Origin of the sequence: Sphingomonas sp. H160509, from assembly GCF_024124765.2 — a bacterium.
GTDB lineage: Bacteria > Pseudomonadota > Alphaproteobacteria > Sphingomonadales > Sphingomonadaceae > Sphingomonas.
The window spans coordinates 2,132,882-2,159,653 of record NZ_JAMXSR020000002.1 but is presented as its reverse complement, the minus strand read 5'-3'; the positions used below and the strand labels follow the sequence as shown (position 1 = coordinate 2,159,653).

At 66.0% G+C, this 26,772-nt stretch carries 21 protein-coding genes, 1 tRNA gene and 9 pseudogenes; 12 read left to right on the top strand and 19 right to left on the bottom strand.

Going from position 1 to position 26,772, the window contains the following annotated elements:
* Positions 1–12: 12 nt before the first annotated feature.
* A pseudogene (locus tag NHF48_RS12225) lies at positions 13–1,090 on the top strand (Gfo/Idh/MocA family protein).
* Positions 1,091–1,177: 87 nt separating this feature from the next.
* Here the strand turns inward: NHF48_RS12225 and NHF48_RS12220 are convergent.
* Positions 1,178–1,252, bottom strand: a tRNA-Thr gene (locus NHF48_RS12220).
* A gap of 89 nt (positions 1,253–1,341) precedes the next feature.
* Here NHF48_RS12220 and NHF48_RS12215 point away from each other — a divergent pair.
* Positions 1,342–1,479, top strand: coding sequence for a hypothetical protein (locus NHF48_RS12215; RefSeq protein ID WP_253071270.1), 138 nt, complete (start codon positions 1,342–1,344; stop codon positions 1,477–1,479).
* On the opposite strand, the gene NHF48_RS12210 is transcribed toward NHF48_RS12215, so the two are convergent.
* Entirely contained in the window at positions 1,472–3,304 is a 1,833-nt protein-coding gene (locus tag NHF48_RS12210; protein ID WP_253072414.1) for an aminopeptidase P family protein, read from the bottom strand. The two genes, NHF48_RS12215 and NHF48_RS12210, sit on opposite strands and share 8 nt — an antisense overlap.
* Before the next feature lie 428 nt (positions 3,305–3,732).
* Here NHF48_RS12210 and NHF48_RS12205 point away from each other — a divergent pair, with 428 nt between their 5' ends.
* Together NHF48_RS12205 and NHF48_RS12200 are read left to right on the top strand one after the other, a co-directional pair.
* On the top strand, positions 3,733–5,787 hold the full coding sequence (locus NHF48_RS12205; protein ID WP_253071269.1) for a S9 family peptidase: 2,055 nt from the start codon (positions 3,733–3,735) through the stop codon (positions 5,785–5,787).
* Positions 5,784–6,208: pseudogene (locus NHF48_RS12200) on the top strand (acyl-CoA thioesterase). Before NHF48_RS12205 ends, NHF48_RS12200 begins: the two are co-directional and overlap by 4 nt.
* Positions 6,209–6,360: 152 nt before the next feature.
* On the opposite strand, the gene ppc reads toward NHF48_RS12200, so the two are convergent.
* From ppc to NHF48_RS12185, 3 genes and pseudogenes are all read right to left on the bottom strand, one after another.
* Positions 6,361–9,036: a phosphoenolpyruvate carboxylase gene (ppc, locus tag NHF48_RS12195; RefSeq protein ID WP_253071268.1), complete on the bottom strand. Its 2,676-nt coding sequence runs from the start codon at positions 9,034–9,036 to the stop codon at positions 6,361–6,363.
* Between the two features lie 94 nt (positions 9,037–9,130).
* Positions 9,131–9,556 carry an EF-hand domain-containing protein gene (locus tag NHF48_RS25080; protein ID WP_342454746.1) on the bottom strand — a complete coding sequence of 142 codons (426 nt, stop codon included), beginning with the start codon at positions 9,554–9,556 and terminating at the stop codon, positions 9,131–9,133.
* Positions 9,531–10,096: pseudogene (locus NHF48_RS12185) on the bottom strand (HNH endonuclease). The gene NHF48_RS25080 and the pseudogene NHF48_RS12185 overlap by 26 nt, the downstream one beginning before the upstream one ends.
* An 89-nt stretch (positions 10,097–10,185) precedes the next feature.
* On the opposite strand from NHF48_RS12185, the gene gluQRS reads away from it, so the two are divergent.
* Entirely contained in the window at positions 10,186–11,076 is an 891-nt protein-coding gene (gluQRS, locus tag NHF48_RS12180) for a tRNA glutamyl-Q(34) synthetase GluQRS (protein ID WP_253071267.1), read from the top strand.
* Between the two features lie 237 nt (positions 11,077–11,313).
* Here gluQRS and NHF48_RS12175 read toward each other — a convergent pair whose 3' ends face one another.
* Positions 11,314–11,664, bottom strand: a complete 351-nt coding sequence (locus tag NHF48_RS12175) for a DUF3147 family protein (protein WP_253071266.1) — start codon at positions 11,662–11,664, stop codon at positions 11,314–11,316.
* A gap of 83 nt (positions 11,665–11,747) precedes the next feature.
* Here NHF48_RS12175 and NHF48_RS12170 point away from each other — a divergent pair, with 83 nt between their 5' ends.
* The 4 genes from NHF48_RS12170 to egtD all read left to right on the top strand — a co-directional run bounded on the left by NHF48_RS12170 (position 11,748) and on the right by egtD (position 15,005).
* Positions 11,748–11,978, top strand: a complete 231-nt coding sequence (locus NHF48_RS12170) for a twin transmembrane helix small protein (RefSeq protein WP_056052241.1) — start codon at positions 11,748–11,750, stop codon at positions 11,976–11,978.
* Between the two features lie 148 nt (positions 11,979–12,126).
* Positions 12,127–12,711: a cob(I)yrinic acid a,c-diamide adenosyltransferase gene (locus NHF48_RS12165; protein ID WP_253071265.1), complete on the top strand. Its 585-nt coding sequence runs from the start codon at positions 12,127–12,129 to the stop codon at positions 12,709–12,711.
* A gap of 48 nt (positions 12,712–12,759) precedes the next feature.
* Positions 12,760–14,028, top strand: coding sequence for an ergothioneine biosynthesis protein EgtB (gene egtB, locus NHF48_RS12160; protein WP_253071264.1), 1,269 nt, complete (start codon positions 12,760–12,762; stop codon positions 14,026–14,028).
* Complete coding sequence (egtD, locus tag NHF48_RS12155) at positions 14,028–15,005, top strand: L-histidine N(alpha)-methyltransferase (protein WP_253071263.1); 978 nt, start codon at positions 14,028–14,030, stop codon at positions 15,003–15,005. The genes egtB and egtD overlap by 1 nt, the downstream gene beginning before the upstream one ends.
* A 39-nt stretch (positions 15,006–15,044) precedes the next feature.
* Here the strand turns inward: egtD and NHF48_RS12150 are convergent, their stop codons facing one another.
* The 4 genes and pseudogenes from NHF48_RS12150 to NHF48_RS12135 form a co-directional block, all read right to left on the bottom strand.
* Complete coding sequence (locus NHF48_RS12150) at positions 15,045–15,266, bottom strand: hypothetical protein (protein ID WP_253071262.1); 222 nt, start codon at positions 15,264–15,266, stop codon at positions 15,045–15,047.
* An 82-nt stretch (positions 15,267–15,348) separates the two neighbouring features.
* Positions 15,349–15,585 carry a hypothetical protein gene (locus tag NHF48_RS12145; protein WP_263816850.1) on the bottom strand — a complete coding sequence of 79 codons (237 nt, stop codon included), beginning with the start codon at positions 15,583–15,585 and terminating at the stop codon, positions 15,349–15,351.
* Between the two features lie 211 nt (positions 15,586–15,796).
* Positions 15,797–16,169 (bottom strand): annotated as a pseudogene (locus NHF48_RS12140) (hypothetical protein).
* Entirely contained in the window at positions 16,166–16,807 is a 642-nt protein-coding gene (locus NHF48_RS12135) for an EI24 domain-containing protein (protein ID WP_446741149.1), read from the bottom strand. The pseudogene NHF48_RS12140 and the gene NHF48_RS12135 overlap by 4 nt, the downstream one beginning before the upstream one ends.
* A gap of 548 nt (positions 16,808–17,355) precedes the next feature.
* Between NHF48_RS12135 and NHF48_RS12130 the strand changes: the two genes are divergently transcribed.
* Positions 17,356–18,354, top strand: coding sequence for an adenosine kinase (locus tag NHF48_RS12130; RefSeq protein ID WP_253071260.1), 999 nt, complete (start codon positions 17,356–17,358; stop codon positions 18,352–18,354).
* A gap of 124 nt (positions 18,355–18,478) precedes the next feature.
* Here NHF48_RS12130 and NHF48_RS12125 read toward each other — a convergent pair.
* From NHF48_RS12125 to hisB, 9 genes and pseudogenes are all read right to left on the bottom strand, one after another.
* Positions 18,479–20,088: pseudogene (locus tag NHF48_RS12125) on the bottom strand (amino acid permease).
* Positions 20,089–20,200: 112 nt separating this feature from the next.
* On the bottom strand, positions 20,201–20,578 hold the full coding sequence (locus NHF48_RS12120; protein WP_253071259.1) for a histidine triad nucleotide-binding protein: 378 nt from the start codon (positions 20,576–20,578) through the stop codon (positions 20,201–20,203).
* Positions 20,579–20,694: 116 nt separating this feature from the next.
* Positions 20,695–21,013: pseudogene (locus NHF48_RS12115) on the bottom strand (phosphoribosyl-ATP diphosphatase).
* A gap of 32 nt (positions 21,014–21,045) precedes the next feature.
* Positions 21,046–21,222, bottom strand: coding sequence for a hypothetical protein (locus tag NHF48_RS12110; protein WP_200924200.1), 177 nt, complete (start codon positions 21,220–21,222; stop codon positions 21,046–21,048).
* Positions 21,222–22,002 (bottom strand): annotated as a pseudogene (gene hisF / locus NHF48_RS12105) (imidazole glycerol phosphate synthase subunit HisF). Before hisF ends, NHF48_RS12110 begins: the two are co-directional and overlap by 1 nt.
* Positions 22,003–22,258: 256 nt before the next feature.
* A pseudogene (gene hisA / locus NHF48_RS12100) lies at positions 22,259–22,994 on the bottom strand (1-(5-phosphoribosyl)-5-[(5-phosphoribosylamino)methylideneamino]imidazole-4-carboxamide isomerase).
* Positions 22,991–23,596, bottom strand: a complete 606-nt coding sequence (gene hisH / locus NHF48_RS12095; protein WP_253071258.1) for an imidazole glycerol phosphate synthase subunit HisH — start codon at positions 23,594–23,596, stop codon at positions 22,991–22,993. The pseudogene hisA and the gene hisH overlap by 4 nt, the downstream one beginning before the upstream one ends.
* Positions 23,593–23,910 carry a YciI family protein gene (locus NHF48_RS12090; protein ID WP_253071257.1) on the bottom strand — a complete coding sequence of 106 codons (318 nt, stop codon included), beginning with the start codon at positions 23,908–23,910 and terminating at the stop codon, positions 23,593–23,595. Before NHF48_RS12090 ends, hisH begins: the two co-directional genes overlap by 4 nt.
* The gene (gene hisB, locus NHF48_RS12085; protein ID WP_107954675.1) at positions 23,907–24,494 is read right to left on the bottom strand and encodes an imidazoleglycerol-phosphate dehydratase HisB; all 588 of its coding nucleotides are present in this window, start codon (positions 24,492–24,494) and stop codon (positions 23,907–23,909) included. The genes NHF48_RS12090 and hisB overlap by 4 nt, the downstream gene beginning before the upstream one ends.
* A gap of 73 nt (positions 24,495–24,567) precedes the next feature.
* Between hisB and NHF48_RS12080 the strand changes: the two genes are divergently transcribed.
* Positions 24,568–25,053, top strand: coding sequence for an SspB family protein (locus NHF48_RS12080; protein WP_056052087.1), 486 nt, complete (start codon positions 24,568–24,570; stop codon positions 25,051–25,053).
* Between the two features lie 192 nt (positions 25,054–25,245).
* Positions 25,246–26,635: pseudogene (gene fumC / locus NHF48_RS12075) on the top strand (class II fumarate hydratase).
* Positions 26,636–26,772 lie beyond the last annotated feature (137 nt).

Genomic DNA, 26,772 nt, shown 5'->3' with positions numbered 1-26,772 from the left:
TTGGTAGCCACGATCAGATACGGCGTCGTCGGAACGGGTATGATGGGCGTCGAACACCTTCGCAACTTGGCGATCCTGCCGGGCGCGGAGATCGTCGCGATCGCCGATCCGGTCGCGACCTCGATCGACTGGGCGACCGATGCCCTTGGCGACCGCGCCGCCACTGTCGCGCGGTTCGACAGCGTCGAGGCGTTCGCCAAGGGTGCTGACGTCGACGCGATCGTCATCGCCTCGCCCAACAACACGCACCGCGACGTGCTCGAACGACTGTTCGACATGGACGCCGCGATCCTCTGCGAGAAGCCACTGGCGACCACGATCGAGGATGCGCGCTGGATCGTCGAGCGCGCCGCCGCTCATGCGAAGCCGTTCTGGACCGGCATGGAATATCGCTTCATGCCCCCCGCCGCCGCGTTCATCGATCAGGTGCGCGCAGGCCGCGTCGGCCGGCTCCAGATGCTCTCGATCCGCGAACACCGCTTCCCGTTCCTGCCCAAGGTCGGTGACTGGAACCGCTTCTCGGCCAATACCGGCGGCACGATGGTCGAGAAATGCTGCCATTTCTTCGACCTGATGCGTCTCATCGTCGGCTCCGAAGCGGTGCGCGTGTATTGCTCGGGCGCGATGGACGTGAACCATCTCGACGAGCGCTATGACGGCCAGCGCCCCGACATCATCGACAACAGCTTCACCACGGTCGACTTCGCCAACGGGGTGCGCGCGATGCTCGACCTCAGCATGTTCGCCGACGGTGCCGAGAATCAGGAGGGAGATGTCCGCCACCGGCGATGCCGCCCGCCTCGACGTGCTGATCCCCGCGGGCGAACTGGTCTATTCCCCCCGTGTCGGCTTCCTGAACGCGAAGCAGGTCGAGCGTGCCCACGTTGCCGTAGACCCCGCTGCCAAGGCCGCCGGCTCGCACGAAGGCGCGACCTATTACCAGCACGCCGCGTTCGCCGCCGCGGTCCGCGGGGAGGGGCCGGTTCAGGTCACCGCGGAGGATGGCCTGCGCGCCGTCGCGATCGGCACCGCCGCCGAGATCAGTGCCCGCGAGCACCGCGTCGTGACGATGGCTGAGCTAGGGCTCTAGAACGTTCGCGGAAGCGTCAATACAGACCCCGACGGAAGTCGGTGTCCCCGCAGGGGATGCTTGTCACGACGATCAAATGTTGAAAAATGGTGCTGCCGGTGAGGATTGAACTCACGACCTCAGCCTTACCAAGGATGCGCTCTACCACTGAGCTACGGCAGCACTCGCTGGCATCGCTGCCGGCGGAGTGGGGCTAAGAGACGAGGGCGGGACGATTGTCAAGGCGTCCCGCCACAATGTAGGGCGTATTTATGGATGATCGGGATCGAAAGGCGGCGGAGAAGGCCGAACGCATGGCTGCCGCGCTGCGCGAGAACCTGCGGCGGCGTAAGGCGCAGGCGCGTGCCGTCGGGGCAGCGCCTGCGACCAAGGATGAGTCGTCTACCTGAGAGGCGCGCATTTTGCGATGAGCCAGGCACGATCTTCCGCATCGGTCATTTCTGGCGCCAGCACCGCCAGCACCTTTACGTGATAGTCGTCGACCCATTGGCGCTCTTCGGTCGTCAGCAGCGTCGGCTCGATCAGCGTGCGTTCGATCGGGCAGAAGGTGAGCGTCTCGAAGCCGAGCATTGCGCGGTCCGCACCGGGGATCGTGCGGGGTTCGATCAGGATGAGGTTCTCGATGCGGATGCCGTATTCGCCGGCCTTGTAATAGCCGGGCTCGTTGGAGAGCATCATGCCGGCGCGTAGCGGCTCCATCGCGGCTCCGCCGGGGTAGTTGGGCGCGGCGATCCGCTGCGGGCCTTCGTGGACGGCCAGATAGGCGCCGATGCCGTGGCCGGTGCCGTGCGCGAAATCCAGGCCGGCTTTCCAGAGCGGACGGCGCGCGAAGGCGTCGATCTGGCCGCCCATCGTGCCGTCGGGGAAGACCGCGGTGGCGATGCCGATATGCCCCTTCAGGACGCGGGTGAAGCGGTCGCGCATCTCTTCGGTCGGTTCTCCGATCGGCATGACGCGCGTGACGTCGGTGGTGCCGTCCGCATATTGGCCGCCTGAATCGATCAGGTAGAGCTGGCCGGGTTCGATCGGCGCGCTCGATTCCTCGGTGACGTGGTAGTGCGGGATCGCACCGTGCGGACCGGTGGCGGAGATCGTGTCGAACGAGGTGTCCTTGAGGACGCCGGTCTGTTCGCGGAAGGCGAGCAGCTTGGCGGCGGCGCTGAGTTCGGTTTGGCCGCCCTTCACGCACTCGCTCTCGACCCAGCGCAGGAAGCGCGCGAGCGCAGCACCGTCGCGGGCCGAGGCAGCCCGGTGGCCGCTTATCTCGACCGGGTTCTTGATCGCCTTGGCGAGCACGACCGGATCGCGCAGCGGCAGGATCTTGGCGCCGCCCGCCTGCAGCGCCTGCGTGATCGCGGCGACCGCGCGTTCGGGATCGGCGGCGACGCGCTTGCCGGCATAGGTGCCCAGCGCAGCGGCGAACACGGTGCGGTCATGAAGGCGGACCGCGTTGCCCAGATGCTGGCGAACCGCGTCGTCGAGCTTGTCGGGTGCGACGAACAGGTCGGTCGTGCCGTCCGCGCCGACGATCGCATAGGACAGCGCGACGGGCGTGTGATCGACGTCGCCGCCACGGACGTTGAGTGCCCACGCGATCGAATCGAGTGCGGACAGGATGACCGCGTCGGCATTCTGCTCGGACAGCCAGTCGGCGATCTTCGCGCGCTTTTCGGCGGAAGATGCACCGGTGAACTCGTCCGGCTGGACTGTCAGTTTTGCAGGCGAGGGGGCTGGGCGATCGGTCCAGATCGCATCGATCGGGTTGGCGTCGACCGCGACCAGCGTTGCGCCCCGTTCGGCGAGAGCGGTGGTGGCCTCTGCGACCCAGGTCCCGGTATGCAGCCACGGGTCGTAGCCGATCCGACCGCCTTCGGGGGCGTGTTTGCCAAGCCACGCAGCGGGGCTGGTCTGCGGCACGGGCTCATAGTCCCACTGCGCACCATCGACCTGCTCGCGAACCTGGATCGTGTAGCGCCCGTCGGTGAAGATCGCCGCGCGGTCGGCCAGCACAACCGCGGTGCCTGCCGATCCGCCAAAGCCGGTGAGCCAGCCGAGGCGCTGTGCATAGCCGCCGACATATTCGCTCATATGCTCGTCGGTGAGCGGGATCACGAAGCCGTCGAGGTTTTGCGCGGCGAGTTGGGTGCGGAGGGCGGTGAGGCGGTCGGTCAGCGGGGGGCATGTCTTGGGTCTCTCGTTGGGGCCGAAGTTCACAAAGTTCACAGTCTGGCGAGGTTGCGATGCGCGTCCCGTTGGTATTGCAGCGGGGTTTGCCGGGTCATGCCGGGCGTTGTGGCAGAAACGCGGTTTGTAGGACAGCGGCGAGGGGCGACACCTCGCCGGACGCACGTTCGCTAGACGAGCGAACCGATTCTGCCGGCCCCCTTGTTCTCCCCGAAGGCGGGAGCCCAGTCTGGGTCCCGCCTTCGCGGGCAAACAAGCTTGGTGCAGGTTCGCAGGACCAGCCCCCGGCGAAGGCCGGGGCCCAATTGGGGGACGGTGGTAACGAGGGATTGCGCGCCGTTACTGCGACCTTTCCATTTGGGCCCCGGCCTTCGCCGGGGTGGTGGTTGTGGCGGGGATCGGTTCTCCCCGATGCCACGGCGTTTGGCATCCACACCGGGCACGGCTAACACACCGGGATGACCACGCCCCCCATCGCCGAACAGCGCCCGCACAGCTTCACCACGCATGGCGTGACGATCGAGGATCCCTACGCCTGGCTGAAGGATCCGAACTATCCGGAGGTCGATGACGTCGACGTGCTGGCGTATCTCGCTGCCGAGAATGTGTATTTCGAAGAGCGGATGGCGCCGCATAAAGCGCTCACCGATACGATCTACGAAGAGATGAAGGCGCGCATCAAGGAGGACGAATCCTCGGTGCCGCAGAAGGACGGCGACTGGCTCTACTGGACTGCGTACGAGACCGGCGGGCAGTACAAGAAATGGTGGCGCAAGCCGGTTGCGGGCGGTGACGACGAGCTGTTGCTCGACGAACCGGCGCTGGCGGAGGGGCATGAGTATTTCCGGCTCGGGGCGTTCTCGATCAGCAATGACGGGCGCTATCTCGCCTATGCGATCGACGACAATGGGAGCGAGCGGTTCGAGGTTCGGGTCAAGGACCTGGATACCGGCGAGCATCTGCCCGACGTGATCCCGGGGATGCTCAGCGAGATCGTCTGGACCGCGGACGATGCGGGCTTCCTGTACGGGCTGGCGAATGAGCAGTGGCGCACCGACAACGCGCGGTTCCACCGGCTGGGGACGCCGATCTCCGAGGACGTCGTGCTGTTCCACGAGGAAGACGAGGGCTTTCGCGTCGGTGTCGGCGAGACGAGTTCGCGCAAGTGGATCGTGATCGCGACCAGCGACCATGTCACGAGCGAACTGTATCTGCTGCCAGCGCATGAGCCTCTGGCGGTGCCGATCCTCGTTTCGGCGCGGAAGGTGGGCCGCGAATATGATGTCGACGAGCATGACGGGACGCTGTTCATCCATACCAACGACGTCGATCCGAATTTCCGGCTTTGCACTGCGCTGGTCGAGGAGCCGGATGCGTGGAGCGAGCTGATTCCGGCATCGCCGCATTTCTACATGACCGGGGTCGAGTGCTATCAGGACTTCTTCGTCGTCGATGGGCGCGAGGACGGGCTCGATCAGATCGCGATCCACCGGTACGAGACGCCGACCGAGGGCAAGCGGATCGACTTCCCCGAGGCGAGCTATGTCGCAGGGCTGGGGGATAATCCCGAGTACGACATGACGGTGCTGCGGCTTGGGTATGAGTCGATGGTCACGCCTGGCACCGTGTACGACTATGACGTCGATACCGGTGAGCGGACGATGCTCAAGGTGCAGGAGATCCCGAGCGGGTATGACGCGGCGAAATATGCGACCGAGCGGCTCAAGATCGTCGCGCGGGACGGGACGGAGATCCCGGTCTCGATCGTGTATCCGGCCGGGTTCGTTCGCGATGGGTCGGCGCCTTTGTTCCTCTATGCGTATGGCGCGTACGGCTATGCGATCCCGCCGGGCTTCTCGACCGGGCGGATGAGCCTGCTCGATCGCGGGTTTGCCTATGCGATCGCGCATATCCGTGGCGGCGACGATCTCGGCCAGCAATGGTATCTCGATGGCAAGCTGGAGAAGCGCGCGAACACGTTCAACGATTTCGTCGATGTGGCGAAGGCGCTGGTCGATGCGCAGTGGACGTCGGCGGGGAAGATCGCGATCGCCGGACGGTCCGCGGGCGGCGAGCTGATGGGGGCTGTGGTCAATTCCGATCCCGAGCTGTGGGGCGCGGTGATCGCCGACGTGCCGTTCGTCGATGTGCTGAATACGATGCTCGACGAGACCCTGCCGCTGACGCCGGGCGAGTGGCCTGAGTGGGGGAACCCGATCGAGGATAAGGCGGCGTTCGAGCTGATCCGGTCGTATTCGCCGTACGACAACGTGAAGGCGCAGGACTATCCGCCGATGTTCATTTCTGGCGGGCTGAACGATCCGCGCGTGACCTATTGGGAGCCGGCGAAGTGGGCGGCCAAGCTGCGGTTGATGAAGACTGATGATAATGTGCTGCTGCTCAAGACCAACATGGGCGCGGGGCATGGCGGCAAGTCGGGGCGGTTCGAATCGCTGCGGGAGGGCGCGGAGGAGCATGCGTTCGTGCTGTGGCAGCTGGGCGTCGCGGGGTGAGCCGGTTCACGCTCTCGATCACGGCGCAGGACGCGGATATCGACGAGCTTGGGCATGTGAACAATGCGGTCTGGGTGCAGTGGATCCAGGCCATCGCGACTGCGCATTGGGAGGCTGTGGCGCCGGCCGAGCACAAGCTGGCGTATGTGTGGGTCGTGACGCGGCATGAGATCGATTACCGCGGGAGTGTGATCGCGGGGGGAGACGGTTGTCGGCGAGACCTGGGTCGAGGGGGCGCCTAAGGGGGGCTCGGTTCGATCGGCATGTTCGGTTTTTGGGCGGTGACGGGAAGGTGAAGCTCGAGGCGGTTACGACTTGGGCTTTGCTGGATCGCGCGACCGGGCGGTTGATGCGGGTGCGCGAGGATGTGGCTGCGCCGTTCTATCCTCCCCGGAACGGGGAGGGGGACCGCGACGCGTAGCGGCGTGGTGGAGGGGAGCGCCGCAAGCGTTACGGCTGTTTCGGAGCGATACCGGGCGCTGCGATCGGGTAAGGCGAGTCTTACGGCTGGTACTTTTGCCGCCCGCCCCCTCCACCAGCTTCGCTGGTCCCCCCCCCCCGTTCCGGGGAGGATTAGCCGCTGTTTCTTAGCGCGGTGGCGATGGCGTTGATGGATAGGAGGATGCCTTCGCCTATCCGCGGGTCGTCCTCGCCTGCTCGGCGGCGTTTGATTAGCTCGATCTGGAGGAGGTTTAGCGGCTCGATGTAGGGGAGGCGGAGGCGGATCGAGGCGTCTAGGGCGGGGTGCTTTTCTAGCAGGCGGGACTGGCCTGTTACCGTGAGGAGCCCGTCGTGGGTCTGGTGCCAGCCGTCGCGGATCGTGGTGAAGATCTCGCGGAGCTTGTCGTCCTCGACGAGCCCGGCATAGCGTTCGGCGATACCGATGTCGGACTTGGCGAGGACCATCTCGAGGTTCGCCAGCGCGGAGGCGAAGAGCGGCCAGCCTTGCGCCATGTCCTTCAACAGCGCCTTGTCCTCGAAATCGGCGATCGCACGGCCGACCCCGTACCAGCCGGGGAGCATGACGCGCGCCTGCGCCCAGCTGAACACCCAGGGGATCGCGCGGAGGTCCTCGATCCGGTCGGACTTGGTGCGGCTGGCGGGGCGGCTGCCGATCTTGAGGCCGGCGATCTCGGCGATCGGGGTCATCTGGCGGAAGAAGGTGCGGAAGCCTTCCGTACCGTAGACGAGGTCGCGGTAGCTGTGGAAGGCGGTGTCGCTGAGCGTGTCCATTGCCGCAGAGAAGCTGGCGTTGTCGGCGTTTGACAGGCGTTCGGGTTCGAGGCTTGCGAGCAACGTGGCCGACGCGATCGCTTCGAGGTTGGTCATCGCGGCGTCGCGCGTGCCGTATTTGGCGGCGATGACTTCGCCCTGCTCGGTGATGCGGATGCGGCCCTGGACGGTGCCCGAGGGCTGCGCGCGGATCGCGCGGAACGCCGAACCGCCGCCGCGCCCGACCGCGCCGCCCCGGCCGTGGAACAGCTGCATGCCGACGCCGGCGGCGGCGAAGACGGGTTTGAGCGCGGTCGAGGCTTTCGAGAGCTGCCAGGTGGAGGTGAGATATCCCCCGTCCTTGTTGCTGTCCGAATAGCCGATCATCACTTCCTGATGGCCGCGCGCCTTCGAGATGGTCGCGATCTCGGGTAGCGCGAACCAGGCGGTCATGACGGCGGGGGCGGCTTCGAGATCGCCGATCGTCTCGAACAGCGGGACGGCCATGATCGCTGCCGTGGGCGTGTCGCCTGGGCGGTAGAGGCCGACTTCCTTGAGCAGGAGGTTCACTTCGAGCAGGTCGCTGACCGATTGCGCCATCGAGACGATGTAGTTGGTGATGCACGCGGGGCCGTAGGCGGCGTGCGCGTCGGCGGCGGCCTGGACGATCGCGAGTTCGCCCGCGGTCTCGTCGGTGTATTCGGCGAAGCGCGAGGTGAGGGGGCGAGCGTTGGCGAGTTCGCGGCGGAGCAGCGCGACGCGGGCGTCTTCGTCTAGTGCGAGGTAATCGTCTTCTACGCCGGCGACTTTCAGCAGTTCGGCGACGACGCGTTCGTGGACGGCGCTGTTCTGGCGGAGATCCAAGGTGGCGAGGTGGAAGCCGAACGTCTCGACCGCGCGGATCAACCGGCCGAGCGCGCCGCCGGTCTTCAGCGCGATGCCGAGGCCGTGCGCGAGCGTGACGAGGTCGGCGCGGAAGTCGGCGGGGTTGGCATAGGGTTCGCCGACGAGGCGGCCGGGGCGGGGGGCGTGCTTGCCCGTAAGCGCGTCGTGCGTCGCGGACAGGCGGGCGTAGATGCCGGAGAGTGCGCGGCGATAGGGCTCGTCGCTGCGGCTGGCGGCATCGTCGCCGCTGGCGTCGGCGAGCGCCTGCACCGCGGCATCGGCGGGGGCGTGTTCGGTCGAGATCGAGAGCTCGGCGCCGAGTGCGTGCACTGCGTCGCAATAATAGCCGAGCACGGCTTCGCTTGCCTTCGACAGCGCAGTGCGGAGCGAGCCGGCGGTGACGTACGGGTTGCCGTCGCGGTCGCCGCCGATCCAGCTGCCGGGGCGCAGGAAGCTAGGCGTGCGTTCGCCGAGGGCGCGGTCCCAGCGCTGGTAGAGCGCGGGGAGCGCGGGGAGGAACACGTCGCGCAGGTAGCTGAGCGCGGTGTCGACTTCGTCGGTGACGTAGAGGCGGTCGCGGCGCAGGACGCGGGTTTGCCAGAGCAGCGCGATCTGGCGGAGGATCGCGTCGTCGACGCTGTCGCCATCCGGCGTGGTATCGCGGCCGAGATCGCGCAGGCCCATCAGCTCGGCGATGCGGTTGCGGTGGTCGATCATGCTTTTGCGGCGCACTTCGGTCGGGTGCGCGGTGAGCACGGGGGCGATCAGCGCGTGGTCGAGCAGCGTGCGGATCTGGGCGCGGTCGATGCCTTCGGATTCGAGCTGCGCGATCGCGGAGGCGAGGTCGGCGCCGTCCTCCGCGGCGATGCCCTGGCGGTCCTCGGCGAGGTTGGCGAGCATCGAGAAGAGCATGAAGCCGCGGACGAAATCGAGCGTCTCGTCGAGGCTGAGTTTTTCGAGGCTGAGATTGACGGCAGTGTTGTCGGCAGCCTTTCCTTCGGACACGTCGCGGTGGCGCTCGACGGAGGCTTTTCGGATCGTCTCGGTGGCCGCGAACAGACGCTCGCCGCCATAGGCGCGGATGACGTCGCCGAGCAGTTTGCCGAGGAAGCGGATGTCGGAATTGTTCGCGATTGCGGGGAGGCTTGCCATGATTCCCCTGCTGCGCTGCGGCAGGGATCAGGTCAACCTCATGCGGTATATTTGTCGCGTCGAACCGGTCGTCGTCGACACTTAATTGCGCTGATCAGCGCTTGCGCGACTCCGCCCGCTCTTCCGAGGTGACCGTGCCGTCATGGTTCAGGTCCATCCTGTCGAACCAGGCGAGCGTGCCTTCGCTCCATTCGATTGCAGTGATGATACCGTCCTTGTTGCGGTCGAACGCCTTGATCCGTGCATTCGGCGAGGGGAGCTCGTCCTTGGTGATGCGGTCGTCGCCGTTGCGGTCGAGCGTGCGGAAGCGGCGTTCCATGCTCGCGCCGAAATCCAGCCGCGATGTTACCGACGGCGGGACGAAGCCGGCCGCATTGCGATCAGCCTGCGCGCGCGGCGCGTCCTTGTCGCTGCACGCGCACACCAGAATTCCCGTCGCGGCGAGCGCCGCTACCAGTTTCACCTGCATAAAATCTCCCGTCGTGTCGACGCCGTCAGGCCTCGAGCTCGATGTCCCAATAGAGCCAGTCGTGCCACGTGTCGTGCAGGTAGTTGGGGGGAAGCTGCGGCCGTGTTCCTGGAGATGCCAGTTGGTCGGGCGGATCGCCTCGATATGCAGCGGCATCGCCGCCTGTTTCGGCGTGCGCCCGCCCTTTTTAAGGTTGCAGGGCGAGCAGGCGGTAACAACGTTCTCCCACGTGGTCCGACCGCCTTGCGCGCGGGGGACGACATGGTCGAAGGTAAGATCGCGCAACTTGCCGCAATATTGGCAGGTAAACTTGTCGCGCAGGAACAGGTTGAAGCGAGTGAAGGCGGGAAATTGCGACGGTCGGACGAACTGCTTGAGCGCGATCACCGAGGGCAGCTTCAGCGCGAAATTGGCGCTGCGGACTTCGCGTTCATAGGTGGCGACGATGTCGACACGGTCGAGGAAGACAGCCTTGACCGCGGTTTGCCACGGCCAGACGCTGAGCGGATAGTAAGAGAGCGGCGTGTAGTCGGCATTGAGCACGAGCGCCGGACAACCATCCGGGTGACGCATCAGATCGGGGTGAAACACGGCTCCTCCCACTCAGGCTTCGCAGAGCGCCCTATGGACGACAGCGATGACACCGCCATGACAGCACGCCGCGTGGCGGTCGGTCAAGCATGCTGAGCGACGGACCGGTCGTAACGCGGTTCGCGCCGAGCCCGACGGGGCGGCTGCATCTGGGCCACGCGGTGTCCGCGATCCGCGCGCATGACTATGCGCGGGAGCGGGGCGGGCGGTTCCTGCTGCGGATCGAGGATATCGATGGGACGCGGAGTCGGCCTGAGTTCGTGGCGGGGATTTTGGAGGATCTGGCGTGGCTTGGGTTGCGGTGGGATTCGCTGGTGTTCCAGTCGGAGCGGTTGGCGACGTATGATCTTGCGCTGGAGCAGTTGAAGGCACGCGCGCTCGTGTATCCGTGTTTTTGTACGCGGGCGGAGATTGCGGCAAGCGCGTCGGCGCCGCAGGGGGATGTCGGGCCGGTCTATCCGGGGACGTGTCGGCATCTGAGCGCGGAGGAGGTCGCTGCGCGGGGGATTTGGCGCATTGCTGGCGGCTCGATATGGCGAAGGCTGTGGCGGTTACCGGCGTGCTTGCGTGGCATGATGCGATTGCCAGGACCGTCGTGGCGGATCCGTTGGCGCAGGGGGGACGTCGTGCTGGCGCGGAAGGACGCGCCGGCGAGCTATCATCTGGCGGTGACACTGGACGATGCGGCGCAGGGCGTGACGGACGTGGTGCGTGGGGTGGATCTGTTCGCGGCGACCGACGTGCACCGGGTTTTGCAGGCGCTGCTGGGGTTGGGGGTGCCGGCGTATCGTCATCATCCGCTGGTGGTGGATGCGGCGGGGCGGCGGTTGGCCAAGCGGGAAGGGGCAGTGTCGCTGGCTGAGATGCGGGCGGCGGGGGGAGGATGGGGTGGCGTTGGCGGCTCGGGTACGGAGTGGGGTGATCGCGGCTGTCTCGCGGTGCTGATCGTCAACGTCCGAGTCAGCCGCAAGGTGTGCTGAGAAACGGAGCGTAGCCCGTGCCTCCTTGTTCTCCCGCGAAGGCGGGAGCCCAGTCTGGGTCCCCGCGTTCGCGGGGAAACATGGTGGAAGCGCGGTGTCCTCTCAGTACCACCACCCCGGCGAAGGCCGGGGCCCAATTGGGGGACGGTGATAATGAGGCTTATCGCTTAGTACCTCGGCCTTCCCAATTGGGCCCCGGCCTTCGCCGGGGTGGTGCTCTTGCTTGGAGTAGGTGCCCTAAAGCTCGATCCCTAGCCTTGGCGCGGCCCACGTCATCGCGACATACAGCGCGATCGTCAGCACGCACCCTGCCACCAGCGACACCCAGAACAGGGCACCGTGGCGCAGCATCGCCGGGATCAGCAGGAACATCGGCAGCGACGGCAGTACGTACCAGAAGGTCGCGCCGGCGTGTGCGGCCATCGTCCGTGGGTCGGGCTTGTCGTGCCAGAGCCAGATCATGCCGAGCACCGACACCAGCGGCAGCGACGCCACGAGCGCGCCGAAGCCGGGATAGCGCTTGGCGATCTCCGAGGCGGCGGCGATAAGAATGCCGGAAATCAAGGCTTTCAGCGTCAAGTATAACATGCAGCATTTGCGCGCATCACGAAGGGTTCCGCAACACTGCTACGGCCATTGCTAGCAGCATCCGGTGCGCTTACATTCCCTTCATGAACACATTCCTCGTCATCCTCCTGATCGCGGCGATGATCGCGACCGTCGTGGCTCTGGTGCGGGGCGTCGTGTCGTTCCTGCAGGAGGGGACGGCGCAAGTCCGCGACGGCAATGGCCCCAGCGCGGCGTCGCTGAAATCGAACCGCATGATGCAGCAGCGGATATTCTTCCAGGCGCTGGCGATCCTGATCGTGGTGGTGATCCTATTCGCGGCGGGGCGGAACTAGGGTCTAACGCGCTTTCCTAACCACCGTCATCCCAGCGCAAGCTGGGATCTCGACGTTAGGCGGATGTCGCGAGCCACGAGGGATACCCCAGCTTTCGCTGGGGTGACGGACTTGTGGCACTGCATGGTCGGACAGAAGGAATCGACCGATGGTCAAGCTCAACAAGATCTACACGCGAACGGGTGACGACGGCACGACGGGGCTGGTCGACGGCTCGCGGGTGTCGAAGGCCAGCGCGCTGATGCAGGCGATCGGCGATGTCGACGAGGCGAACTCCGCGATCGGCGTAGCGGTGGTGGCGCTTGGCGACGATCCGCTCGCCGCTGCGCTGGAGCGAATCCAGAACGACCTGTTCGATCTCGGTGCCGACCTTGCGACGCCTGCGATCGACAACGGGTTTGCGCCGTCGGAGATGGTGTTGCGGATCGTGCCGGCGCAGGTCGAGCGACTCGAGCGCGAGATCGATGCGATGAACGTGCATCTCGCGCCGTTGCGCAGTTTCATCCTGCCGGGCGGATCGCCGCAAGCCGCCGCGCTGCATCTGGCGCGGGCGATTTCGCGGCGCGCGGAGCGATCCGCGGTCGCGGCGACGCACGATATGCCGCTGAATCCCGCGGCATTAGCGTATGTTAACCGGCTATCTGATTTCCTGTTCGTGGTATCGCGCGCTGTGAACCAAAACGGGGCTGGCGACGTTCTATGGCGACCGGGGGCTACGCGCGCGCAGGCGTGATCGGCGTTCGAGCGTTGCGGTACCGGGCGACGCATTGAAGGATAATCGATGCCGCAGCCTGTTCGTCCTGATCCAAACGCCGCTCCATCATCGGATTTGAGCGAGCGCTTTTCCGCCGTACGTGCGCTGACGCTGGCGCTGGCCGCGCCATTGTCGGATGCCGATGCGACGGTGCAGTCGATGGACGACGCGTCGCCGACCAAGTGGCATCTGGCGCATACGACGTGGTTCTTCGAGACCTTCGTGCTGCGCGATCATGTCGCCGGCTATGCGCTGCACGACGAGCGGTTTCCGTTTTTGTTCAACAGCTATTACGAGGCCGAAGGGCGGCGACACGCGCGCGATCGGCGCGGAATGGTGACGCGGCCGTCGCTCGACGAGGTACGGGCGTACCGCGCGCATGTCGATGCGGCGTTGCTCGACGCGTTGCCCGGGTTGTCGGCGGATGCGCAGGCACTGGTAGCGCTTGGGTGTCATCACGAGGAGCAGCACCAGGAACTGCTGGTTACTGACATTCTCCATATGTTTTCTGAGAACCCGCTGGAGCCCGCGATGTGGCCGGCGCCGCGGAAAGTGCCGGTCGAGATGCCGGGCCCGATCGGCTGGATCGCGCGCGAGAGCGGGATCGTCGAGGTCGGGCATGACGGCGACGGGTTCGCGTTCGATTGCGAGGGACCGCGTCACGCCGCCTTGCTTGTGCCGCATGCGATCGCCGACCGGACCGTGACGAACGGCGAATGGGCGGCGTTCATTGCGGATGGCGGCTACAGCGAAGCGCGGCATTGGCTGGCGGATGGCTGGGCGTGGGTGAAGGCCGAGGGCATCGTCGCGCCGCTGTATTGGGAACAGGGTGAGGCTGGCTGGACGCGGTTCGGTCTCGATGGCCGGCGCGCGATCGATCCGGCGGCGCCGGTGACGCATGTCAGCTTCTTCGAGGCGGATGCGTATGCGAGCTGGGCTGGCGCGCGGTTGCCGACCGAGTTCGAATGGGAGGCGGCGGCAGCGTCGCATGATGCGCGCGGCGGCAACCAGATGGACGTGGCGGGTCCGGTCGAGCCTCGGCCTGCGGCGAATGGCCCGGCGTTCTTCGGCGACGTATGGGAGTGGACCGGCAGCGCGTACCGGCCTTATCCCGGGTTCGTGACCGCGGCCGGCGCCGTCGGCGAATACAACGGCAAGTTCATGAGCTCGCAGTTCATCCTGCGCGGTGGCAGCTGTGCGACGCCACGCGGCCATGCACGCGCGAGCTACCGTAATTTCTTCTATCCGCACCAACGGTGGCAGTTCACTGGCGTGCGTCTCGCGAAAGATATCTGATGTTGAAGCCTGAGATCGAGGACGGCCAGCAGACGCTCGCCGACCCGCAATTCCGTGCCGACGTGCTGGACGGCCTTGCGCGGCGCCCGCGGGCGATCCCGGCACGGTGGTTCTACGACCGGCGCGGCTCGGAGCTGTTCGAGAAGATCACCGATCTGCCCGAATATTATCCGACGCGGACCGAGCGTTCGATCCTTGAGACTGCGTGCCCCGAAGTCGCGACTCTTGCGGGCGCAGGGCGTGCGGTGGTCGAGTTCGGTTCGGGATCGTCGACCAAGACGCCGATCCTGCTCGATGCTGTGGCGCCGTCGGTCTATGTGCCGATCGACATCTCGGGCGATTTCCTGCGGGAGTCGTCGAAGGTGCTGGGCGAGCAGTTTCCTGATCTGCTGGTACTACCGTTCGAGGCGGACTTCATGCGGCCGTTGAGCCTGCCGAAGACCATCGCGGATACGCCCAAGCTCGGCTTCTTTCCGGGGTCGACGATCGGCAACATGATCCCGCTGATGGCGGTCGATCTGCTGCGTGCGATGCGGTCATCGCTCGGCGTCGGCGCGATGCTGTTGATCGGGATGGACCGGATCAAGGGCGAGGACGTGCTGGTGCCCGCGTATGACGATGCGCAGGGCGTGACGGCGGCGTTCAACCTGAACCTGCTAGAGCGGATCAACCGCGAACTGGACGGCGAAATTCCGGTCGACGCGTTCCGCCACAAGGCGGTGTGGAACGATGATCGCGCTCGGATCGAGATGCACCTGGAGGCGGTGCGCGACGTCGCGTTCACCGTCGACGGGCGATCGTTCGAAATGACCGCGGGCGAGACGATCCACACCGAGAACAGCCACAAATACGGCGCGCGCGACGCCCGGATACTGCTGCGGTCGGGCGGATGGACACCGGTAGCGGCATGGACCGATCCCGAAGGTCTGTTCGGCGTGTATCTGGCCGAGGCTCAGGTGGAGCGGCCAGCGCCCTGAAGCAGGGCCTGTTCCGGACGAGTTGCCCGCCGCCTAGGCTCAGCCGGGAATGGCCCAGTTCGCCTCATCGTCAGCCGATGCGGCAGTGCGGACAAGATGCTCGACATAATGCTGGAAAATCGGAACCGTGAAGGTGACCAGCGTCGGCTCGCCCTCCGGTTCCTTGAACGTCAGCACGACGAAACGCTGGCTGTCTTCGTCGAGAATCAGGCCGGCTTCCATCGCGCCGGGGCCGCTCGGGGTAATTACGGTCGTTGCCATGATCGTCTTTCGCTATCGGGTCTCCAGGCGCCCATAACGCTCCGTCGCACCAAGTCCATGACGAGCAGGATATTGACGTGTGTCAGTCTCCCGCGCTCTTGGCCTCGATACGCCGTAGATCCCGGATTTCGTCCCAGGTGATCGGTCGGTCGCGGCCCGCGCACTGGATGATCAGGTCCGCCGCTTCCACGTCGTCATACCCGTCGAACGCCCGGACCATCTCTTGCAGAGATCCGCTGGCGACGGACTTGCCGATGTCCTCTTCGTTCGCCGCATGCTCGCGCACTACCTGTGCGGGCATATTCCACATGGTCTTCAACACGATCACTGACTCCGGCCCCCGGGTGGATCGCCGTCGTGCGGCGTGATGGAGCGCACGTCCATAGTGTCGGCGGGTCGTATGCGATCGCTTCACGCGACGGCACGGTGAACCGATCTCGCGCTCCCGTTGCCCATCGACGAGGTCAGCGCGGTTAATCTTTATCGGATGCGTTGACCGCAGAAGTGCAAGCCTACTGCGCGACCGTGCTTTACTTCCCGCCTTCCCGTCGCGTCAGCGCCGCGACGCAACTCGCACGGTCGATCGTGCTCCCGTCGGGTTCTCGCGCGTCGAGATACGTCACGCGGGGGGGCATCGGACCCCTTGGGGTACAGATACGCGTCGAGCACGCAGATCCCGCTCTGGAACTGAAGCTTCCGTGCGCTGCCCTCGCGAACGTCGGCGTCGGGTTGGCCGAACAGCTTGGTCAGGCCGGCGGCATCCTGGCCCAGCACGCGCTCCAACCCGACACTGGTATAGGGAACGGCCGGGCGGCCGACCGCGGGTTTTGCGACCGGGGCCGCGCAGCCGGCCAATCCGCCGCCCAGCGTCAGCGCGACGGCTATAGTGGTCAATCGCGTCATGGTCGGCCTTTGCGAGAATACTGGCTGTGGAAGTAATGCGTCGCCATCGCGGCCCCTAGAACGGGCGCGGCGATGTTGAGGACCGGAACCACGAACAGCCCGGTGTTCGCAAGCCCCAGCACGAACCGCCCCGGCCGCGTCGTCGCACGCCAGCCCCGCATCGCCGCCGCGTCCATGTGCCGTGCCGCAACCATGTCACCGAGATCGCGCCCCAGCAGCCAGCCATTGACGACGAAGAACGCGGCCGCCGTGCCGACACCGGTGACGAGCAACGCGATATAGATGGGCAGCATCACCAAGTTGACGAGCACCACGCGCGCCGCGGACCGGAGCCCCATCGCGATGCTCCGTGCAAATGGCACCGGTCGGGCGGTGCCCAGCGCTTCGGGATAATGCCGCGCCTCGACCGCCTCCACGACCTCATCCGCGAAGATCCCGACGACCGCGATCGCGACGGCACGGAACAGCAGCCACAGCGCCAGGATCGTGACGAACAGCGCGAACGCGGCCGCGAGTTCGCCGGAATGCCAGTCGAGCCACGCAGCCAGTGCGGCTTGCGTACCCCACCACGTGCCGACACCGAGCAGCGCGAAGACGAGCAGCGTGACGACCATTGACTTGACGAACACCCGGAGCACGGGCGGATCGGTAAGTTGGCCAAGCGAGAGGAGGGAGGGCGCGGAGCATGGCTCGGGATGCCGTGGAGGCAGGCGAAGGTCAACGCGACTCGAGCGGTCACGGGTCGGCCCGTCTGCGGATACCGCTCCTCACCGTTCCCCCGCGGATGCGGGGGCCCAGCTAAACCAAGGCCACCGCCCGAGACCCTGGACCCCCGCGTCCGCGGGGGAACAGGAGAGGACGGTGCGGTTGAAATGTAGGTATTTGTGCCGCGACGACCGTCAGAACCGCGCGAGCCGCTCTAACTGTCCGAACAGTTGTAACCGCTGCCCCCCAACCAAAGCCACTACCCCGGCGAAGGCCGGGGCCCAGTTGGGAAACGACGGTAATAACGGATCACGTTTCATTACAACCACCTTTCCAACTGGGCCCCGGCCTCCGCCGGGGGTACTGCCATCGGAGGGCCTGCCGCCTAACAGCGAGAGCGCATCCCTCGACTCCCACACCAGTTGCACCAATCCCCCCCGCGATTTACGGCAGGGCTTTCCCGCACCCCCGGAGTTTCCCCTTGAGCACACCCACTTACGACGTCGTCGCGATCGGCAACGCCATCGTCGACATCCTCAGCACCGCCGACGACGCGTTCATCACCGAGATCGGCGTCGCCAAAGGCTCGATGCAGCTCATGTTCTCGTCGGAAGAAGCCGATGCGCTCTACGCCAAGATGGGCCCGGGCATGGAAATCTCCGGTGGCTCGGCGGCCAACACCGTCGCCGGCATCGCCGCGCTCGGCGGCAAATGCGGGTTCATCGGCCAGGTCGCCGACGATCAGCTCGGCCAGGTCTTCGCGCATGACGTCCGCAGCATCGGCATCGAGTTCGCCACCCCCGTCCGCGCCGGCGACCCGACCACCGGCCGCTGCCTGATCTTCGTGACTCCCGACGGCCAGCGCACGATGAACACGTTCCTCGGTGCGGGGCAGTTCCTCCCCGCCGCGGCGATCGACACCGCGATGATCGCCGACAGCGCGATCCTGTATCTCGAAGGCTATCTCTGGGATCCCGAAGAGCCGCGCGCCGCGATGCGCGCCGCGATCGACTGCGCACGCGGGGCAGGGCGGAAAGTCGCCTTCACGCTCAGCGACGTGTTCTGCATCTCGCGCCACGGCGGCGATTTCCGCCAGCTGCTGTCGGACGGCCTGATCGACATCCTGTTCGCCAACGAGAGCGAACTCGCCGCGCTCGCCGAGACCGACGACTTCGACGCCGCGGTCGCCAAGATTGCCGCCCAGGTCCCGACCCTGGTCGTCACCCGCGGCGAGCACGGCGCCTGCGCGATCCAGAACGGTGCGCGGGCCGAGGTCAAGGCCGAGCCGATCGCCAAGGTCGTCGACACCACCGGCGCCGGCGATTTGTTCGCGGCGGGGTTCCTCCACGGTCAGGCGCAGGGCTACGACCTGCACGCATCGCTCAAGCTCGGCGCGGTCTGCGCAGCCGAGATCATCAGCCACGTCGGCGCCCGCCCGATGGTCGACATGAAGGCGCTCGCCGCCAAGCACATCGGCTGAGGCACGTGTCCCCGCGAAGGCGGGGACCCAGACTGGGCTCCCGCCTTTGCGGGAGAACAAGCTTGGTGCGAAGGCATAAAGGGCCGCGGGAGTTTCCTCCCGCGGCCCTTTTTCTTGGGCTCGATCAGTGGCTGCCCGGAGGCGTCCGGTCATCCTCGGCTACACCATCGTCGAGCCCCAGCCCGACATGACTGCGCGAGCGGCTATACAAGAAGTATATTGCCAACCCGATCGCGCCCCAACCCGGCAGCACCAGCTTGGCCGTCAGCGGCAGCGACAGATACAGCCCGACGCAACCGATGATCGCGAGCGGTGCAACGATGTACACCGCCGGCGTGCGGAACGGACGCTTGCGGCCGGGATCGGTCTTGCGCAGCACCATCACCGAGATCGCCACCATCATGAACGCGAACAACGTCCCAGCGTTCGAATAATCGGCGAGCTTGCCTACCGGCAGCACAGCCGCCGCGATCGCCGCGGCGATACCCGTCACGACCGTGACGACGTGTGGCGTGCGGAACTTAGGATGGATCGACGCGAGCTTGGCCGGCAACAAACCGTCGCGCGCCATCGTGAAGAACACGCGGGTCTGGCCGAACATCATCATCAGCACGACCGACGGCAGCGCCAGCACCGCGGCGAGGCCGACCAGGCGACCCATGATCGGCCAGTTGATGACCTGAAGCACGTGGACGAGCGCTTCCTTCGAGCAGACCAATGGCTCCATCGCGCCACCGGCGACGATAGCCGCGCAACGTCCGGCCATCTCGGCGGAGCCCGGTGCCAGGATGCCGCCATCGGCGGTCGTCACCGGGTTCGCGCCGATCGCACCGATCGCGCCTGATGCGACCAGCAGGTAGAACAGCGTACAGATGCCGAGGCTGGCGATCAGCCCGATCGGCACGTTGCGCTGCGGGTTCTTGGTTTCCTCGGCCGCGGTCGAGACCGCGTCGAAGCCGACATAGGCGAAGAAGATCGACGCCGCCGCACCCAGCACGCCGACGCCCGACGAGCCAACGGGTTGCCGACGCCGTAGGGCAGGAACGGATGGAAATTATCCGCCTTCAGCACCGGAATCGTCAGCGCGATGAACGCAGTCAGCGCGGCGATCTTGATCAGCACCAGCACCGCATTGACGCGCGCGCTCTCGGTCGTGCCCACCACCAGCAGCCACGTGACGAGTGCGATGACGATCACCGCGGGCAGGTTGATGAACCCACCGACCGTCATCGCGGTCTGCAGATCGGCGTTGGGCGTCGCGCCGAACGCGACCTGGACGTTCGCCATCAGCGCATCGGCGTTGCGCAACCCGTTGGGAATGTGGAAGCCGATCCCGTCGAGCAGCCCGGCCAGATGGTTCGACCACCCGACTGCGACCGCGCTAGCGCCGACCGCATATTCAAGGATCAGTGCCCAGCCGACCATCCACGCGAGCAGCTCACCCGTCACCGCATAGGTATAGGTGTAGGCCGAGCCCGACACCGGCACCATCGACGCGAGTTCGGAATAGCAGAGCGCCGCGACCGCGCAGACGAAGCCCGCGACGACGAAGCTCAGCAACATGCCCGGCCCGGCCTTCTGCGCGGCTTCGGAGGTCAGCACGAAGATACCCGTGCCGATCACCGCGCCGACGCCCAGCAAAGTCAGCTGGAACGCGCTGAGCGTTCGCGCCAGACCCTTTTTCTCTGCCGTCGCCAGAATGGCATCCAGCGATTTTACGCGACCAAAAATCAACGCGGTGTCCCCCGGGGATAGCGAGGGCCGGGTCAAATGGCCCCCTTTGCTCAAGCGCCCGAGCCTAATGGCAATTTTATTACGCGCAATCCTTTAGTGCGGTGAAGCTGGCCTATCGCGCCAGCATCGGCCCGAGCGGGCGCCCGCCGAAGACATGAACATGCAGATGCGGCACCTCCTGGTGTCCGTCCTGCCCGATGTTCGCGAGTAGCCGATAGCCGGGTTCGACGAGTCCCGCAGCGCGTGCGACGGTGCCCACCGCACGGATGAATCCGGCGATCTCGGCGTCTGGCGCACGCGCGGAAAAATCGTCCCAGGACACGTACGCACCCTTGGGGATCACGAGCAGGTGCGTCGGCGCTTGCGGATTGATGTCATGGAAGGCGATCGCGAAGTCGTCGTCATAGACCCGCTTCGACGGGATCTCGCCGCGCAGGATCTTCGCGAAGATGTTCTGGTCGTCATAAGGCTGCGTGGCGTCGATCGGCATATATTCCCCTCCCGCTTGCGGGAGGGGTTAGGGGGGGGGCTTGGCCATCCCGATCCCGGCGGAGCATGTGCGTCATGCCCTCCCCCGACCCCTCCCGCAAGCGGAAGGGGAGCAGGTCAGCCCGTCCGCCCAGCCTTCTCGATCAGTCCGCCGACACCCTCGCGCCGCTCCAGTTCCGCGCGCACGTCGTCGAGGCTCAGCCCCTGCATCCGCCAGCAACACGGCCAGATGGAACATGAGGTCCGCCGCTTCCGGCACGATGCTCGCCTCATCGCCCGAGCACGCCGCGATCACCGTCTCGACGGCTTCCTCGCCGAGCTTCTGCGCGATCTTGGGGCGGCCCTTGGCGAACAGGCTCGCGGTGTACGAGGTGTCGGCGGGCGCATCGCGACGCGCGCGGATGGTCGCCTCGAGGCGGTCGAATACGGGGTCCATGCGCGGCGTGCTGGAGCAGGTGCGCAGGCGGGTCAATCCTCTGCGGGTCGTTTGGTCTTCGCGAACCGCTTCCGCAACGCCCGCCGCACCAGCCACACGCCGATCGCTGCAAACCCGAAGAGTGCGATGTCCGACAGTTCGGGCCCGGTGCGGGGATGAACGATGCCGCTATGCCCCGATTGCACCGCGAGGAAGGGCAGTGCGATCATTAGATCAGGCCGGACGCATCGGCGAGCGCACGGGAATCCCCCGCCGCCGCCAGCGCGGCGTGCGCATCGCCGATCGATGCCTGCCCGAAATGGAAGATCGACGCCGCTAGCACTGCGCTCGCATGCCCGTCGCGGATCCCTGCCACCAGATCGTCGAGCCCACCGACCCCACCGCTCGCCACCACGGGTACGCTCACCCGGTCGGAAATCGCCCGGATCAGGTCGAGGTCGTAACCACTGCGCGTGCCGTCACGGTCCATCGACGTGACGAGCAATTCGCCCGCGCCCAGTTCGGCAAGCTTCAGCGCATGCGTGATCGCATCGATCCCGGTCGCGCGCCGACCGCCATGCGTGAACACTTCCCACCCTTCACCGGAACGCCGCGCATCGACACTCGCGACGCAGCACTGGCTGCCGAACCGCTCCGCGATATCCGCCACCAGTTCCGGCCGCTCCACCGCCGCGGAATTGACCGCCACCTTGTCCGCCCCCGCCAGCAACAGTGCGCGCGCATCGTCCGCCGTCCGTACACCGCCGCCGACCGTCAACGGCATGAAGCACACCGCCGCAGTCCGTCGCACGACGTCGAGGGATCGTCCCCCGACCCTCATGGGAGGCACCGATATCCAGGAAACACAGTTCGTCCGCCCCGGCCGCATCATACGCCCGCGCCTGTTCGACCGGATCGCCCGCATCGCGCAGTTCGACGAAGTTCACGCCCTTCACCACGCGCCCATCGGCAACGTCGAGACACGGAATGACGCGCGCGCGGACCGTCATGCGCTGCGCCGTAGGTTTTGTTCACGCGGAGACGCGGAGACGCGGAGACGCGGCGGAGCCGCTAAGAATGATTCACGCGAAGGCGCAAAGGCGCGAAGAGTAAGAGAGTGAGGCAGACCTACCTTTTGCTCACTCTTCGCGCCTTTGCGCCTTTGCGTGAACAAATCCCTGCCTGCGGCGCCACAAGTCGCTCTGCGTACTCCGCGCCTCTGCGCGAAACCACTATCTCCGCGTCTCCGCGTCTCCGCGTGAACCATCATGCGGCCTTAGCCACGCTCAAAGCCGCCGCGAGATCGAGCCGCCCGTCGTACAACGCCCGCCCGGTAATGACGCCCTCGACACCATCCCGCACATGCAAAGCCAGCACGTGGATCTCAGCAATCCCCTTCACCCCGCCACTAGCGATCACCGGAATGTCCACCGACCGCGCCAGATCGACCGTAGCCTCGACGTTGCACCCCTTCAGCATCCCGTCGCGCCCGACATCGGTGAACAGCAGCGACGCCACCCCCCGCATCCTCGAACCGCCGCGCCAGATCGACCGCGCTCGTGGTCGACACGTCCGCCCAGCCCTTGGTCGCGACCATGCCGTCCTTCGCGTCCACCGCGACGACGATCCCGCCCGGAAAATCCTTCGCCACGCCGCGCACGAACTCGGGGTCCTCCAGCGCCGCCGTCCCGATCACCACGCGAGACACGCCCAGATCGAACCAGCCCTCGACGCTAGCCCGCGTCCGGATGCCGCCGCCAAGCTGCACATGCCCCGGAAATTGCGCCACGATCGACCGCACCGCATCGCCGTTGACCGAAGCTCCCGCAAACGCGCCATCGAGGTCGACCACATGCAGATGCTCCGCGCCCGCCTCGGCGAACAACATCGCCTGCGCCGCCGGATCGTCGCCGTACACGGTCGCCCGGTCCATATCGCCCTCGGCGAGACGCACCACCTGACCCGCCTTGAGGTCGATCGCAGGAAAGATAATCAGGCTCACGGCCGCCACTCCAGGAAACGTTCGAGCAAGGCCAGGCCGTAGCGCTGGCTCTTCTCAGGGTGAAACTGCACACCGATCATCGTGTCGCGGCCGATCGCTGCTGTGACGGGACCGGCATGATCGGTGGTCGCAAGGACGTCGGCGCCTTCGAACGCGAAGCTATGCAGGAAATACGCCTCGCCCGGCTCGATCAGTGGATGCGCGACGGACGGAACGACGTCGTTCCAGCCCATATGCGGCACCTTCGCCTCCATCGTCCCTGGCTCGAGCCTGCGCACGCGCCCCGAAACCCAGCCGAGCCCTGCATGCGTTCCCATCTCTTCCCCCGCATCGGCCATCAACTGCATGCCGACGCAAATGCCGAGAAACGGCGTACCCTCGTCGCGCACCCGTCGGTTCAGCGCCTCGACCATCCCCGGCACAGCACGCAAAGCCGCTGCACAAGCGCCATAAGCCCCGACCCCTGGCAACACGATTCGCTCAGCCTTCGCAACGACATCGGCGTCAGACGTCACGATCAGATCGACACACCCAGCCGTCCGCAACGCGTTCTCGACCGAATGCAGATTCCCCGCACCGTAATCGATCAGCGCGAGCGTCACGCCAGCAACTCCGCAATCCCCGGCAGGACCATGCTCGCGGTGAACGCGGTGATCTCAGGCGTCGCAAGTCCGCCGCTCACGAACGGATCGGTCGCAACCACCGCCTCGACCGCCGCCTTCTCGCCACGGATCAGGATGACGCCGCCGGTACGCGGAATCTGCCTACCCGACGCCAGGAACACGCCTTCCGCATAGCCCTTGGCGAGCCATGCAACGTGCTCCTTCATCTGCGCATCGATCGCGTCCAGTGGCGCGACGTAGGTCAGTACGACCACGCACAACGGCGCGTCGGTCCGCGCAAACGGCTCGCTCACAAGATCCCCTTGGTCGACGGAATCGCGTCGGCCTTGCGCGGATCGATCTCGATCGCGGTCCGCAGCGCGCGCGCGACACCCTTGAACGCCGCCTCGGCGATGTGGTGGTTGTTCGACCCGTACAGCGTCTCGACATGCAGCGTGATCCCCGCCGCCTGCGCAAAGCTGTGGAAGAAATGCTCGAACATCTCCGTATCCATCCCGCCCAGACGCTTCTGCGAGAACAGGTCCTTCCAAACCAGCCAGGGTCGCCCGGAAATATCCAGCGCAACGCGAGTCAGCGTCTCGTCCATCGGCGACAACGCATCGCCGTACCGCGCGATGCCGCGTTTATCGCCAAGCGCCTGCGCGAACGCCTGGCCGATCGCGATGCCGGTATCCTCCACCGTATGGTGCTCGTCGATGTGCAGGTCGCCCTTGGTCCGTACGCGGAGATCGATCAGCGAGTGGCGCGACAATTGTTCGAGCATGTGATCGAAGAAACCGACCCCGGTCTCGACGTCGTACACGCCGGTCCCATCGAGGTTCACGGTGACGTCGATCGCCGTCTCGGCGGTGGAGCGGGTGATCGTGGCGGTGCGCATGCCACCCCCCACAAAACGTCCGCCACGACGCATGCAATCTTGACCGGCATCCGAATGGCGCTACCCAAGGGATATGACCGATGGACTGCCCGATAGCCTGATTCCGTACGACGAGATCGTACAAGAAGCCCTGCGTGCCGTGGTCGGCCGCGTGCTCGGCTCCGTCGCGGAGGCCGGCGGGCTTCCCGGCGAGCATCATTTCTACATCACCTTCAAGACGCAGGCGCCGGGAGTCGACATCCCCAAGCGCCTGATCGAGCGTTTCCCGGACGAGATGACGATCGTCATGCAGAACCGCTACTGGGACCTCATCGTCGACGACGAGCGCTTCTCGATCGGGCTGTCGTTCAATCAGGTCCCGTCGAAGCTGGTGATCCCATACTCGGCGATCACCGCGTTCCAGGATCCCGCGGTAAGCTTCGAACTCCGCTTCCAGGCGCAGGAGGGTGCGGACGACGCGCTCGGCGACCACGACGAAGCTGAGAACGACGGCCCGACCGCGGTGCCGATCGAAGACGGCTCCAACGTCGTAGCCGTGGATTTCAAGCGGAAGAAGTGACCCAAACTCCCTCGCCCCTACGGGGAGAGGGGGAAGGGGCCCGCCGCACTTGCGGTGGGAAGGGAGAGGGGAGTGAGGCTCGGTACGGTTCATCCCAACGGCCCCTCTCCCTTCCGTCGCCTACGGCTCCTCCCTCCCCTCTCCCCCGGAGGGGCGAGGGATCCCACGCAAGCCCCGGAAGGTTGACCCCCCATGACCACCCGCACAGAAACCGACACGATCGGCCCGATCGAAGTCCCCGCCACCGCATACTGGGGCGCCCAAACCGAACGCTCGATCGAGAACTTCCCTTTCGCCACCCGCGAACGCATGCCGATCGAGATCGTCCACGCCCTCGCCCTCGTCAAACAAGCGGCCGCTCGCGTAAACCGGTCGCACGGCCTCGACGAAGCCATCGCCACCGCCATCGACTCCGCCGCGCAGGAAGTCATCGACGGCAAGCTCGACGACCAGTTCCCCCTCGTCATCTGGCAGACCGGCAGCGGCACGCAGTCGAACATGAACGCCAACGAGGTCATCGCCGGCCGCGCCAACGAAGTCCTCACCGGCACCCGCGGCGGCAAGTCCCCCGTCCACCCCAACGACCATGTCAACATGAGCCAGTCGTCCAACGACAGCTTCCCGACCGCGCTCCACATCGCCGCCGCGATCGCCACCACGCATCGCCTGATCCCCGCGCTCGACAAATTGCACGCCGCGCTCGACGCCAAGGCCAACGCCTGGGACGACATCGTCAAGATCGGCCGCACCCATCTCCAGGACGCGACCCCGTTGACGCTCGGTCAGGAATTCTCCGGCTATGCGAACCAGCTCGATCGCTGTCGACACCGGATCGAGCCTGCGATCAGCCACGGCATGGTCATCCTCGCGCAGGGCGGCACCGCGGTCGGCACCGGCCTCAACGCGCCTGCCGGGTTCGGTGACGCGATCGCGCATGAACTCGCGCAGATCACCGTCCTGCCGTTCGTCAGCGCGCGCAACAAGTTCGAGGCGCTCGCGTCGAACGACCCGCTCGTCCACCTGTCGGGCACGCTCAACACGCTGGCGGTCGCGCTGACCAAGATCGCCAACGATATCCGCCTGCTCGGCTCCGGGCCCCCGCTGCGGATTCGGTGAGATCGACCTTCCCGCGAACGAGCCCGGCAGCTCGATCATGCCCGGCAAGGTGAACCCGACGCAGTGCGAGATGCTGACGATGGTCGCCGGCCAGGTGATGGGCAACCACGTCGCGGTGACGGTCGGCGGCATGCAGGGCCATCTCGAACTGAATGTGTTCAAGCCGCTGATCGGCGCCAACGTCCTCCGCTCGATCGACCTGCTGGCGACGGCGATGGAAGGGTTCGCGGAGCGCTGCGTCGACGGCATCGAACCCAACCGAGGCCGCATCGCGGAATTGCTCGACCGCTCGCTGATGCTGGTAACTGCACTAGCACCCGAGATCGGCTACGACGCCGCCGCAAAGATTGCCAAATACGCGCACGCCGAAGGGCTGACGCTTAAGGAAGCCGGGCTCGCGCTGGGCCTGGTCGACGCCGAAACCTTCGACCGCGTCGTCAAACCCGAATCGATGCTCGGCCGCTGACCTTCCGCGCTCATTCCGTCATCCTGACGAAAGTCAGGACCCAGAGCCACGATCGGCCTGCTGGGCAATCCTGGTCCTGACTTTCGTCAGGATGACGGATGGTGGTGGCGCGCGGGAACCCAATCCCTTGTCAAACG